This is a genomic window from bacterium (assembly GCA_026414725.1).
Classification (GTDB): Bacteria; Ratteibacteria; UBA8468; order B48-G9; family JAFGKM01; genus JAAYXZ01.
On the sequence record JAOAIL010000003.1, the window covers coordinates 84,589 to 96,684 of the forward strand.

Sequence of the window (12,096 nt, forward strand, 5' to 3'; positions counted from 1 at the left end):
AAATGGGAGGGGGAAATACCCCTCTCCCTTTATTTTATGAAAAAATATCTACTTATTTTGTTTATTTTTTTATTTGGATGTATCAACCATAAAAGTATATCTGTTCCCTATATCTCAAGAGAAGAACCCGCACTGGGGACATTTATCTCCATTACAACAGAAAAAACTCCGAACTGTGAAATAATACTTGATAACGCCTTTTCTCTTATAAAAGATATTGAAAAAAAATTCAGTAGATTTATCTCTGATAGTGAAATCAGCCGATTGAATAGAAACAAGAAGATAGATGCATCTGAAGACCTTATCTATGTAATTAAAAAAAGTATAGAAATAAGTAGAATAACTGGAGGTGCTTTTGATATAACTGTACTTCCTCTTATTAAACTTTATAAAGAATCTGAGAAAAAAGGGATACCACCCTCTGCTGAGGAAATAAAGCATATATTAAAATACATTGGGTATAAAAAAATAAAAATTAAAGATAAATATATACTCATCCCTGAAGGTACAGAGTTAGATACTGGTGGTATAGCAAAAGGATATATAGTGGATAAGGTAGCCCTGTTCCTTAAACAACAGGGACTTAAAAACGGGCTTATCAATGCAGGAGGGGATATATACTGTTTTGGAAAAAATCCTGATGGAGAAAAATGGAAGATTGGTATAAGAGACCCCTTTAATAAAGAAAAGACCTTAAAGATACTATACTTAAGCAATTGCGGAATTGCTACATCAGGTGATTATGAAAGATACCTTTCCATAAAAGGGAAAAAGTACGGACATATTATCAATCCTTTAACAGGAAAAACAGTCCAGAACTTTCCTGTGTCTGTTACCGTTATTGCTAAAGATACAACCACAGCAGATGGATTTGCTACAGCATTTTTTGTTTTAGGAGTTGAAAAAAGTATAAGATTAGCAAATAATCTTGAAGGGGTGGACACCTTCATAATAGATGGTAATGGCAGATATTATGAGAGTAAAAATTTTTCAAAGTTCACCCTTCCATAAATCTTTGTAGTCCTCTCTTTCTCTTATAATAAAATCTTTATTCCCTTTTATCATTATCTCACATGGTCTTGGTCTGCTGTTGTAGTTTGATGACATACTAAAACAGTATGCTCCTGCACTTCCTATTATAAGAATATCACCCTTTTTTATTCCAGCCGGAACATCCACATCTTTTCCGAGATAATCCCCTGTTTCACATATAGGTCCTACAACATCTGCCTTTATGTATCTTTCTTTTTTCTCCCGCTTATAGGGAAGTATGCTGTGATAACTACCATAAAAAGCAGGTCTTATAAGGTCATTCATTCCTGCATCAGTTATAACGAAGTTTTTATCCTGCCTTTTCTTTACATATAGAACACTGCATAATAAGACAGATGTATTGGCAACAATATATCTGCCGGGTTCAAGAATTAGTAGTTTGACACCTGTATCTTTTATCTTTTCTTTTATTGCTGTTCCAAAATCTTTTATATCCCTTACAACATCTTTTGAAGAATAAGGAACACCAAAACCACCACCTAAATCAATTATTTCTGGTTTAAATGAAATTTCCTCACAGAAATGCTTAACACCTTCAAGTGCCTTAATATAAGGGTGGACATCCTTTAATTGAGAACCGAGATGGAGATGGAATCCTTTTATTTCAACATATCTATTATTTCTGTTTTTCTTTAAAATTCTACTGGCAGATTGTATATCAAGGCCAAACTTCGTTTCTTTCTTTGATGTTTTTATATAATGATGTGTATCAACATCTATATCAAGATTAATCCGTAAATTGCATATTACTTTCTTTCTATATTTTTTTGCATATTTTTCTATATATTCTATCTCCTCTTCATTTTCCACATTAAAACAAAAAATTTTTTTCTTTATTCCCAGTTCTATTTCCTCCTCTTTTTTTCCTACACCCGCAAAAACAATTTTTCCCGGTGGGAAATGTGCAATTATGGCTCTTTGAAGTTCTCCTCCTGATACAACATCTGCACCCAGTCCCTGTTCTTTCATTATTTTCAGGATAGAAAGATTTGAATTTGCTTTAACAGAATAACAAATAAGGTTATTTATACCACTGAATGCATCCTTGAACTTTTCTATTCTTGAAACAAGTGAATTATAACTGTATACATAGCAGGGCGTTCCATATCTTTTTACAATATCCATTACTGCCTTTTCCTCTGCATAGAACCTTCCATCATTCTTATATCCGAAAAATCCATTAAATATCACATCAATATTTTCTTCCATCTATCCAACTCCTTTCTAACAAGTTGAGGAGAAGTCCCACCAGATGATATCTTGCTTTTTACAGAGTTTTCAAAACTCAATATATTTTGAATATCACCTGATATCTTTTGGGAAAACTTCTGCCACTCCTTTATTGTAAGGTCTGAAAAACTTTTATTTTCTTCAAGACAGTACCGCACAATAGCACCACAGATTTTATGTGCCTCTCTGAAAGGAATACCTTTCTTTACAAGATATTCAGCAATATCGGTTGCAAGTGTATACTCAGAAATTTTGACTCTCATTACATCTTTATTAAAAATAACACCTGAAATAAACTTTGTAAGGATATCCACAGAAGAAATAGTATCTTCAAATATACTGAATGCAAGTCGTTTATCCTCCTGCATATCTCTGTTATAAGAAAGTGGTAATCCTTTCATCAGAGCCATAAGACCTGTAAGCATCCCTGTTACTGCTGCTGATTTTCCCCTGATAAGTTCTAATACATCCGGATTTTTTTTCTGTGGCATTATACTTGAGCCCGTACAAAATTTTTCAGGTAATTCAACAAACCCAAACTCATATGTACTCCATAAAATAAGGTCTTCTGAAAAACGAGACATATTTAACATAAGAAGCACACATACAAATGCGCTTTCAATTAAAAAATCCCTGCTGGATACTGTATCTAAACTATTCTTTGATACCTCTGAAAATCCTAAGGTTTCTGCAAGATATTTTCTGTCCACAGGTAAAGATGTCCCACAGCAAGCACATACCCCGGCAGGCAGTATATCCACCCTTCTGTATACGTCTTTCATCCGTAGTTTATCTCTTTCAAACATTTCCACATAGGAAAGGAGGTAATGAGGGAGAAGAACTGGTTGACTCTGCTGGAGATGTGTATAAGCAGGCATTATGGTATGAAAATTCTGCTCTGCTTTTTTTACCAGTTCTTTTTGAAGAGCCATAGTAGAGGATAATAAACTTTTAAGTAAATCTTTTAGATAAAGCATCTCATCAAGAACTATCTGGTCATTTCTTGACCGAGCAGTATGAAGTTTCTCTCCTGTCTTTCCTGTTAGTTCTGTCAGTCGCCTTTCTATCGCTGTATGTATATCTTCGTCAGATGACTTAAATCTAAACTTCCCTTCTTCTATCTCTGTTTTTATCTTTTTTAGTCCAGAGAGAATCTTATCTCCTTCCTCACTTTTTATAATTTTACATTTCACAAGCATCTGTGTATGCCCCATACTTCCTTTAATATCATAAAGTGCAAGTTTTTTATCTATTAAAAGTGAAGAAGTAAAGTTTATTACATCCTCTTCTGTTTTTTCTTTAAACCTTCCTTCCCACATATATTTCATTGTTTTTTCTCCTATATTGTTAACAGATTTTAAAGTTTTTAATCTGTTAATCTCTTGCTCTTTTATAGTTTACAGCATTAAACAAGTATATGCAACATAATTAACAGATATGATATGTTATAATTAAGTATGGTAGGGAATATAGAGAGAGAAAGATTCTACAGAGAATTTTCAAATAGCACAGGACTTAAAAAATTTCAGGTACGGGTGGAAGAAACAGACCTCCTTGTTCTGGCAGAAAAAAATCTCAAAAAAGAGATTGAAACAGAAGTTATAAGACAACGGGAGATTATAAAAAACTATATAAAGTATCACCCTGATTTTTATACCTCTTTTTCTCCTCTTCCATCTGAAAGCGAAGAAACTATTATAAAACTGATGTGTGAATCTTCAATTATGACGGCAACAGGACCTATGGCTTCTGTTGCAGGAGCAATAGCAGAAATCGTCGGAACAAAAATGCTTCAATTCAGTAGCCGGCTCTTTATTGAAAACGGAGGTGATATATTTGTAAAGATGGATAGAGAATTTACTGTAGGAATTTATGCAGGAAATTCTCCTTTATCCTTTAAAATTGGTCTTGTATTTCCTGGGAATTCCAGACCTCTCGGTATTGCAACTTCAAGTGGAACAGTAGGACATTCTTTCAGTTACGGCAAGGCAGATGCTGTTACTGTGGTCTCTGGTTCTGCAGCATTTTCTGACGGTGCTGCCACATATTTTGGAAACCTTATTACAGAAGACACCATTGAAAAATACAAGATAGAATCCGAACTTAAAAAATTCCCATTTATTGAAGGACTACTTATAATAAAAGGTAAAGAGATATTTATATGGGGACAGATAGAATTAAAAACACTTTCTTAAAACTGGCAGACAGAAGAACAACATTTAATATGATTTTTTTCATTGCTGTGGTAATGTTAGGTAAGATGTCTTTTTTATCATTACTTATTGGACTTCCTCTTGTTCTTACAGGTATATTGATAAGGATACTTGCTGCCGGAACTATTAAAAAAAATTTTTATCTTACTACTACCGGACCGTACCATATATGCAGAAACCCTCTCTACTTCGGAAGTTTCTTAATATCATCAGGACTATCCATCATCTCTCAGAACCTTTTTATTTTTTTATTTTTTCTTATTTTCTTTCCACTCACCTATATACCTGCAATTCTGAAAGAAGAAAATTTTCTTACTGAAAAATTTGGAGATGAGTATATAATCTATAAGAAAAATACTCCCTGTTTCATACCGTTTTTTAAAAAAATAGATAGATGGGATTTTTCATGGAAAAATCTTAAAGACAACAGGGAATATATCAACTGGATAATAATATCATTATTAATAGTGGTCCTTTTAATAAAATCCTATTATATATTTTAGTATCAGTCCTAATATACATACCGAAAGAGCGGTAAAATTTGGTAAAATAGTAAGTTTAATCCATCTACCCCACCCTATCTTCCCATGATGATTCTCCATAAATGTATAACCAACAACATTAGCACTTGCACCCACTGGTGTAAAATTACCACCTATATCAAGTCCTAAACTTGCAGACCATATAAGAAGTGTGAAAGAATAGGTAAGTACAGGTGCAAGATTTTTTATCAGATATCCCAAACTTATGGCTTCAGGCACATTATCTATAACTCCACTTGTAAACGCCCCGCCCCAGAATATAATCCCTGCCATTCCCAGTGGATGGTTAGCAAATCCCTTTATTGAAAGTGCAAGTGTACGCATAACACCTGTCTTTTCAAGTGCTCCTACTATAACAAACAGCCCTGTTAGAAAAAGCAATGTTTCTATATCTATCTCTTTGATAACTCCTTTCAGTTTTTCATACTGTCCTTTTATAGCAAGAAGAGTGAAGGGAGGTATTAAACTTGCAAGTGCTATATTAACAGGAAGCAATTTTTTCAGAAAATCTCTTCCGATGAGAAGAATAACGGTTGCAAATAGAGAAATTAATCCTGCCTTCATTAAAAATCTATCCTCTATTGCTTCCTCAGGAACAATCCTTTTGAGTTCTTCTTTTTTTATCCTGTCATTAAGTTTTAAGAGTATCTTTCTATAGAATAGATAAAAAACACCTATGGTAGCCCATGCAGATATAATACTTAAAATCCAGTTATGCTTTAAAAAGTCAGTAAATCCCAGATTAAACATAGAGGCAAGCACTACATTAGGAGGGTCTCCCATAACTGTTCCAGCACCTCCTATATTGGCTAAACAAACTTCTGCTATAATGAAAACCACAGGGTCAAAATATAGAATTTTACTTAAAGCATAAGTAAGTGGGGCAAGAAATGAAATGACTGTGATAGAACCCATAACACTTGAAAGCAAACAGCTTAAAAATGGAAAGAAGATAAAGACCTTCACAGGATTGAAACTAAGTTTTCTGGCAAGAAGTAGTGAAAAATAGTTAAAAAAGCCGGACTTTTCAATAATTTTTACAGTCACAAAAATTCCAAAGAGAAATCCGATGGTCTCCCAGTCCACATACAGGGCAACCTCTTTTGGGGTATATATTTTCAAAAACACAAGTAGGAATGACCCCGCAAGGGCAATATATACCCTCGGTGAATGTTCCACCGCTATTAAAAAATAACATATTATAAAAACCGCTATACTTATAATCGCCTTAGTATCCATTGTACTTAAGATTATATACAGATTTGAAGATTATAATCTTTAAATCTGCAACTATTTTCTATATACTAATCTTTCAGGAATGCGCTGCAAACCTCATTCCTTGAAATATAGCCCAACGGTATATTTTCATTATTAACTACTATAAGACGATGCACATTCTTCCTTTTCATAAGAATTGCTGCCTTAAGCATTGAATCTTCTTCTTTAACAGTTATAACACCTGTCAGCATAATATCCTTAGCAAGCACAAGCGGTGATATATATTCAACCTTTTCAACAACATCTGTAAGGAAATCAGCAAGAAATGAGACCTTTTCAATAACAGATACATCCTCCCTTGAAAAAAGAAGTTCATTTAAAAGTTCTTCTAAACTGACCAGTCCTATAATCTTTCCTGCACTATCTACTACAGGCAGGATATTATGATGTGAACCAGCAAATATATCTATAATTTCTTTTATTGATGACTGTTCTTTTATCACAGGTAAATCTCTTCTTATAAAATCCTTCACCTTTTTCATAAATTTTCCTTTTTTGCATTTTACAACTTTTTAGTTTAAAATACAACAATATGAATTTTTAAAAGAAGTTGACTTTATTTTTTCAGGATGTAAAATATAAATGTTTTTATAAACCTGTAATTTAATTTTTTTTAATCTACAGAAAGGAAAAAGATGGAAATTAATGTAAAGGAACTTTTAGAAAACGGTATATACTTTGGACATCCCACAAGACAGTTTGACCCTCGTATGAAGCCATTTCTGTATGGCAAGAGGCAGGGAATATATATCATAGATATTGAAAAAAGTGCAGAAAAGATAAAAGAAGCCGGTGAATTTTTAAAAAAAGCAGCAGAAAACAATAAGGTAATACTTTTTGTGGGGACTAAAAAACAGGCAGAAGAGCCAGTAAAAGAAGCGGCAGAAAAGTGTGGTATGCCATATGTAAACTATAAATGGGTAGGTGGAACTCTTACCAATTTTAATGAGATAAGGAAGAGGATTATCCGTCTGGAAGAAATAGAAGAAATGGAAAAAACAGGAAAACTCTCTGCCTACACTAAAAAAGAAGTAGCCCTTCTGATAAAAGAAAAAGAGAAACTGTTAAAAAGATTTGAAGGGATGAGAACACTCACAAGCCATCCAGATATTATTATAGTAGTTGATGTAAAAAAAGAGATAAATGCTATAAGAGAGGCGCATAAGGAAGGTGTTAAAATTGTAGGAATAGTGGATACAAACAGTAATCCAGACCTTGTAGATTATCCCATCCCTGCGAATGACGATGGGCTTAAATCTATCAGGTTAATACTATTAAAACTTGCTGAATGCATACTGGAAGGGAAGAAATCCATACCTTATCCAGATTTAACAATACAGCAAAAGGAAGAGGGAGGAGAAGTTGAAGAGATAGAAACAAAAGAGGATACTGCAGAAGGTGAAGTTAAAAGTAAAAAGCAAAAAAAATCAGTAAAGAAAAAAGAGGAGAAAGAGAATGAAAGTTGATGTAGAACTTGTAAAACAGATAAGAGAAAAAACATCTGCCAGTGTTATTGAGTGTAAAAAGGCACTGGAAGAAGCAGGAGGAGATCCCGAAAAGGCAATTGAAATTCTTAAAAAGCAAGGGCTTCTTATATCACAGAAAAAGGCACACAGAGAAACAAAAGAAGGGCTTATCGGTGCCTATATACATACAAATGGGAAAGTAGGTGTTCTTATAGAGGTCAATACTGAAAGTGATTTCGTAGCCAGAAATGATGAATTTAAAGAACTTGTAAAAAACCTAACACTTCAAATAGCCGCGTCAGACCCAAAATGGATTGATAGAGAATCAATACCTCTGGATGTTCTTGAAAAAGAAAAACAGATATATAGAGAACAGTTCAAAGATAAACCCCCAGCGGTTATAGAAAAGATAGTTGAGGGAAAGATGGAGGATTTTTATAAAGCAAATGTTCTCCTAGACCAGCAGTTTATTAAAGATGAAGATATTACAGTTAAGGACTATGTAAATTCCAAGATAGCGAAACTGGGAGAAAATATCCGTATAAGAAGATTTGTAAAATATGAACTCGGGGAGTAAAATAAATATGAAACTTTTTGACAGAAGGAGGAAAAATGGAATTTGAAATGGGCTATATGACAGCACTTGTAATAATAGGAATTAGTTTTCTCGGTTTCTTCTTGAGTATGATGATTTCAGAGATTAATAAAAAGAAAGGTATTGTATTTTTTATAATGTCTTTAATTCTATTTGCTTTCGGTGTATATTCATACTATGTTGTTGGGCAGTGGCAAAAAGCAGAGGGAGGACCCAGTTATAATAAACTGAATGAGTATCTGTATCTCTATAGGCCAAACAATATACCTTCTTCTACAATTACTCCACCATCTAACAATTTACCACCATTTGAAGAAACAGAATAATCAAGAAATATTAAAAGAAGGGAAGTTCAGAAAAGGCTTTCCTTCTTCTTTTTATATAATTTTGATATCTTAAATACAACTTTATTTCTATCAGGAATAACAACTGTCTCCCCTGTTTTTGGATTCCTTCCTTTTCTTCCTTTAACCTTCTTTACTTCAAATACTCCAAAACCTCTTAACTCTACTCTTTTACCTTCCTCCAGTGCGTTATAAAGCACCATCAAAAATTTATCAGTTATTTCTCTAACAATTGACTTATTAAGTCCTGTTTTATGTGCTACCTCTTCTACTATATCTTTTTTAATCATTTTTCTTTCACCTTCTTTTCTCTTTCTTATTACTTCTATTTTCTCATCCCCCTGAAAAGAGGGATAAATAATCTTATCAATGCCGGAGGAGGGAGTTGAACCCTCACGAGGTTGCCCTCACCGGATTTTGAGTCCGGCGCGTCTGCCATTCCACCACTCCGGCTATAACACTTAAACCCTTATCTACCAATGGATTATAACCTGCATCCCCTTCTCTGTCAATCTATCGTACGGATAGTGGTATATAGATAACACTTTGAATCGTCCTCCTCTCCCCTAAAGGGCGAGGAAAAAAAGAAATCCTCCTGCTCATACGGGGAGGAAACTCTATATTCTCCACAATGGATGTATTACCTATATTTGTTTCAAATTCTGTATCTATACACTCCTAAAAATAACCTTTTTGAAGAATTTCAAATGGAAGTAAAATACAGATAAAAGACCTGACCTTTGCTATAGATTTATCGTTTTAGAGATGATATTCATCTGACTTCGGTTCTAAAATCTTTTTCAATATCTCTTCCGCTATTCTGGGTTGACGTATATTCAAAAAACCATCCATATCTACATTTTTACTTTTTACTAAATCCTGACCGAATATAATATCTCCAGTCCCATCTTTCCTTTCAACCCGTTGGATGTTTTGTAATTGCCCGGAGAAATAACTGTTGATTACTGTAGTCCGTCCGTCAATGAAAACAATGGCTCTTTTATTAGTAATGACATATAGAGTTTTTAATGCTTTTCTGTATGTCCATAGAGGAGATGTTAATATCCCAATCCCAACCACAAGAAATGGTAATCCAAATAGTGGAAAAAAGTTTGGCAAAATGCCTCTACTCAAATCAGGTTTTTTAAAACCTATTCCCCTGTAAGCAGCAAATATCCAGAATATAATAAAGGCAGTCCAGGGAATGCCAAAGAGAAATGTAAAAATTGATGACCCCGTGAAGAATTTCGGGATGGGTTGTTCCATCCACAGTATACGCTCGTCTGGAGATAATTCTTTTCTGACTTTATTTTCCAGTTCTAATGAAACCTGTCCTGTATAATTCATATTATACAAGATGTGATATTATCAAAAGTATATAAAAATGTCAAAAATCCTTACTTCTTCACAACACCAAAGCGATAGCCCTTTCCTTCAAGAATTAACTCATAACCACTGGATGTATCAATAGAACAGAGTTGTCGCTCAGGGTTTTCATTTACCCAGACAGCAACAATTTCTCCTGCAAATATGGTATGGTCTCCTGTCTCCAGTCGCCCTCTCACTTTACACTCAAGATTTGCTATGCATTCTTTAATTAAAGGTGCTTTTACATAATCTCCTTTAAGCGGTGTCAGTCCTGTTTCTTTAAACTTATCTATATTCCTTCCGCTTGTAGTCCCACAAAAAAGTGTTGCTTCTGCAAGGTCCTCACCAGGCCAGGCAAGGACAAATTCACCTGACTTAACAATAAGTTGATGGGTAAATCTTGTATGTGCGACACTTATAGCCATCATCGGAGGTGAAAAAGAGGTATTCATCTTCCAGCCGAGTGGACAGATACTCCTTCTTCCCTCATATTCAGCCACAGCCCACACAATCCTTTCTGGCCTTCCACATAGACCTTTGAATGTTTGAACATCTGCTTTTTGCATAAGCCACCTCCCCTGACTATTTCCATAAAACCTGCAGTGGTTCATATTCCTCTTCAATTATTTCTCTTGTGTTATTATTTGCTCCGGATAGTTTACTTTTGGAACACCTCCCATTGAATGTAAGAAAGTTTGAAGCAAGTTTTTTATTTATCCTTATTCCTTTAATGTCATCTGGGGAACCTATCTTTCTTTCCCTCCTTCTTAATATAATCTTCTGTGCACCTGTAATCCCTATACCGGGCACTCGGATAAGTTCTTCAAATGAAGCAGTATTAATCTCAACTGGGAAAAATTCTGGATGGTTTTCTGCCCATACAAGTTTCGGGTCTTTGTCCGTTATTAGATTGCCCGTTCTGTCAAATACAATTTCAGAAGGAGAAAACCCATATTTACGGACCAGAATATCTGCCTGATATAAACGGAGTTCTCTTACGGGGCTGCACGGCTTTTTATTCTCTAAAGGAGTGTTTTCTACTGGTTCAAACCTGCTGTAGTATACCCTTTTAAGATTGAAATTCCTGTAAAGATGGAATATAAATCCAGTAATATCCTTATCTGTCTCACCCCCTGCTCCTACAATAATCTGAGATGTAATACCTGCAGGTAAAGGATATTCTTTGTTTAATAGACAAATCTTCTTCAGGTTTTTAAGGAGTAATCTGGAAAAATTCTTATCAGGAGAAAGTTCTTTAAGAAATTTTGTTCCTGGTGCTTCCATATTTAGTGAAAGCCGTGAAGCAAAACCAGATGCCTTTTTTATAAGTATCTCATCCACACCAGGAAGGACTTTAAGATGGATATAGCCATAGTATCCGTACTTTTCCCTTAAAAGTTCAGCTACCCTGTTCATCCTTTCCTGCGTCTCATCAGGACTTCTATCTATACCTGAAGAAAGAAAAAGTCCATCCACATATTTTTTCTTCCAGAGGGAATAAAAAATATCTGCAAGTTCTCCTGTCTCAAACCTGTATCTCTGACAGTCCCTGTCTTTTCTGTTGACGCAGTAAAGACAGTTGGCCGTACAATAATTAGAAAGTAAAACCTTAAAAAGCCGGTATGTCTTTCCTCCTCCAACCGCAGGGTATATAAATGAATTCAGATGATGTGCCTCTGTGATAATTCCTGTATACCCGCATACATCAAACCTTGCTGTCTCTCCCAGAATCTTCAGTTTCTTGTCTATCATCTTTCAGAGAACTGCTCATAACATACAAGTTCCTGTAATGGTTTCCTGTATTTTGTCCTGATGCTATAACTTTCAGCAGGATAGCCGAGGGTGAGCAGTTCAACCACCTTATACTGTGGGGGGATTTTAAGGATTCTGCAGACCTCATCCTGATGGAATGCACCTATCCAGCAGGTCCCCAGCCCCTCCTCAACCGCTGCAAGTGTGATATGATCAAGTGCGATGGCAACATCCACAGAGTCAGCAGGAATACCA

General features: G+C 34.8%; 15 protein-coding genes and 1 tRNA gene. 6 read left to right on the forward strand and 10 right to left on the reverse strand.

Going from position 1 to position 12,096, the window contains the following annotated elements; translation table 11 throughout:
• Positions 1-57: 57 nt before the first annotated feature.
• Positions 58-1,011, forward strand: a complete 954-nt coding sequence (locus N3D17_02570) for an FAD:protein FMN transferase (protein MCX8082270.1) — start codon at positions 58-60, stop codon at positions 1,009-1,011.
• Here N3D17_02570 and lysA read toward each other — a convergent pair.
• Positions 991-2,262 (reverse strand): diaminopimelate decarboxylase, encoded by a 1,272-nt coding sequence (gene lysA, locus N3D17_02575; GenBank protein MCX8082271.1) that lies wholly within the window; start codon positions 2,260-2,262, stop codon positions 991-993. The genes N3D17_02570 and lysA overlap by 21 nt on opposite strands.
• Complete coding sequence (gene argH / locus N3D17_02580) at positions 2,241-3,611, reverse strand: argininosuccinate lyase (GenBank protein MCX8082272.1); 1,371 nt, start codon at positions 3,609-3,611, stop codon at positions 2,241-2,243. Before argH ends, lysA begins: the two co-directional genes overlap by 22 nt.
• A gap of 129 nt (positions 3,612-3,740) precedes the next feature.
• On the opposite strand from argH, the gene N3D17_02585 reads away from it, so the two are divergent.
• Entirely contained in the window at positions 3,741-4,478 is a 738-nt protein-coding gene (locus N3D17_02585; GenBank protein MCX8082273.1) for a UPF0280 family protein, read from the forward strand.
• On the forward strand, positions 4,445-4,999 hold the full coding sequence (locus tag N3D17_02590) for an isoprenylcysteine carboxylmethyltransferase family protein (protein ID MCX8082274.1): 555 nt from the start codon (positions 4,445-4,447) through the stop codon (positions 4,997-4,999). Before N3D17_02585 ends, N3D17_02590 begins: the two co-directional genes overlap by 34 nt.
• Here the strand turns inward: N3D17_02590 and N3D17_02595 are convergent.
• Together N3D17_02595 and N3D17_02600 are read right to left on the reverse strand one after the other, a co-directional pair.
• Complete coding sequence (locus N3D17_02595) at positions 4,973-6,277, reverse strand: SLC13 family permease (protein ID MCX8082275.1); 1,305 nt, start codon at positions 6,275-6,277, stop codon at positions 4,973-4,975. The genes N3D17_02590 and N3D17_02595 overlap by 27 nt on opposite strands.
• A 65-nt stretch (positions 6,278-6,342) precedes the next feature.
• The gene (locus N3D17_02600; protein ID MCX8082276.1) at positions 6,343-6,798 is read right to left on the reverse strand and encodes a CBS domain-containing protein; all 456 of its coding nucleotides are present in this window, start codon (positions 6,796-6,798) and stop codon (positions 6,343-6,345) included.
• A gap of 153 nt (positions 6,799-6,951) precedes the next feature.
• On the opposite strand from N3D17_02600, the gene rpsB reads away from it, so the two are divergent.
• The 3 genes from rpsB to N3D17_02615 are packed head-to-tail and all read left to right on the forward strand — an operon-like array spanning position 6,952 to position 8,703.
• Entirely contained in the window at positions 6,952-7,782 is an 831-nt protein-coding gene (rpsB, locus tag N3D17_02605; protein ID MCX8082277.1) for a 30S ribosomal protein S2, read from the forward strand.
• Positions 7,772-8,359: an elongation factor Ts gene (locus tag N3D17_02610; protein ID MCX8082278.1), complete on the forward strand. Its 588-nt coding sequence runs from the start codon at positions 7,772-7,774 to the stop codon at positions 8,357-8,359. The genes rpsB and N3D17_02610 overlap by 11 nt, the downstream gene beginning before the upstream one ends.
• Before the next feature lie 35 nt (positions 8,360-8,394).
• Complete coding sequence (locus N3D17_02615) at positions 8,395-8,703, forward strand: hypothetical protein (protein ID MCX8082279.1); 309 nt, start codon at positions 8,395-8,397, stop codon at positions 8,701-8,703.
• Positions 8,704-8,729: 26 nt separating this feature from the next.
• Here the strand turns inward: N3D17_02615 and N3D17_02620 are convergent, their stop codons facing one another.
• The 6 genes from N3D17_02620 to N3D17_02645 all read right to left on the reverse strand — a co-directional run.
• Entirely contained in the window at positions 8,730-9,011 is a 282-nt protein-coding gene (locus N3D17_02620) for an integration host factor subunit beta (protein MCX8082280.1), read from the reverse strand.
• An 80-nt stretch (positions 9,012-9,091) separates the two neighbouring features.
• Positions 9,092-9,174, reverse strand: a tRNA-Leu gene (locus N3D17_02625).
• Positions 9,175-9,480: 306 nt separating this feature from the next.
• Positions 9,481-10,068, reverse strand: a complete 588-nt coding sequence (locus tag N3D17_02630) for a hypothetical protein (GenBank protein MCX8082281.1) — start codon at positions 10,066-10,068, stop codon at positions 9,481-9,483.
• A gap of 50 nt (positions 10,069-10,118) precedes the next feature.
• The gene (locus tag N3D17_02635) at positions 10,119-10,655 is read right to left on the reverse strand and encodes a flavin reductase family protein (protein ID MCX8082282.1); all 537 of its coding nucleotides are present in this window, start codon (positions 10,653-10,655) and stop codon (positions 10,119-10,121) included.
• Between the two features lie 16 nt (positions 10,656-10,671).
• Entirely contained in the window at positions 10,672-11,841 is a 1,170-nt protein-coding gene (locus N3D17_02640; GenBank protein MCX8082283.1) for a helix-hairpin-helix domain-containing protein, read from the reverse strand.
• The coding region (locus tag N3D17_02645) for a nitroreductase family protein (GenBank protein MCX8082284.1) at positions 11,838-12,096 on the reverse strand (259 nt) is incomplete at its 5' end. The genes N3D17_02640 and N3D17_02645, both read right to left, overlap by 4 nt.

Coding starts and splice junctions, on each gene's coding strand:
- N3D17_02600 (MCX8082276.1), bottom strand. CDS start 6,798: ATGAAAAAGGTGAAGGATTTTATAAGAAGAGATTTACCTGTGATAAAA.
- N3D17_02610 (MCX8082278.1), top strand. CDS start 7,772: ATGAAAGTTGATGTAGAACTTGTAAAACAGATAAGAGAAAAAACATCT.
- N3D17_02615 (MCX8082279.1), top strand. CDS start 8,395: ATGGAATTTGAAATGGGCTATATGACAGCACTTGTAATAATAGGAATT.
- argH (MCX8082272.1), bottom strand. CDS start 3,611: ATGAAATATATGTGGGAAGGAAGGTTTAAAGAAAAAACAGAAGAGGAT.
- N3D17_02620 (MCX8082280.1), bottom strand. CDS start 9,011: ATGATTAAAAAAGATATAGTAGAAGAGGTAGCACATAAAACAGGACTT.
- lysA (MCX8082271.1), bottom strand. CDS start 2,262: ATGGAAGAAAATATTGATGTGATATTTAATGGATTTTTCGGATATAAG.
- N3D17_02640 (MCX8082283.1), bottom strand. CDS start 11,841: ATGATAGACAAGAAACTGAAGATTCTGGGAGAGACAGCAAGGTTTGAT.
- N3D17_02590 (MCX8082274.1), top strand. CDS start 4,445: ATGGGGACAGATAGAATTAAAAACACTTTCTTAAAACTGGCAGACAGA.
- N3D17_02630 (MCX8082281.1), bottom strand. CDS start 10,068: ATGAATTATACAGGACAGGTTTCATTAGAACTGGAAAATAAAGTCAGA.
- rpsB (MCX8082277.1), top strand. CDS start 6,952: ATGGAAATTAATGTAAAGGAACTTTTAGAAAACGGTATATACTTTGGA.
- N3D17_02635 (MCX8082282.1), bottom strand. CDS start 10,655: ATGCAAAAAGCAGATGTTCAAACATTCAAAGGTCTATGTGGAAGGCCA.
- N3D17_02595 (MCX8082275.1), bottom strand. CDS start 6,277: ATGGATACTAAGGCGATTATAAGTATAGCGGTTTTTATAATATGTTAT.
- N3D17_02585 (MCX8082273.1), top strand. CDS start 3,741: ATGGTAGGGAATATAGAGAGAGAAAGATTCTACAGAGAATTTTCAAAT.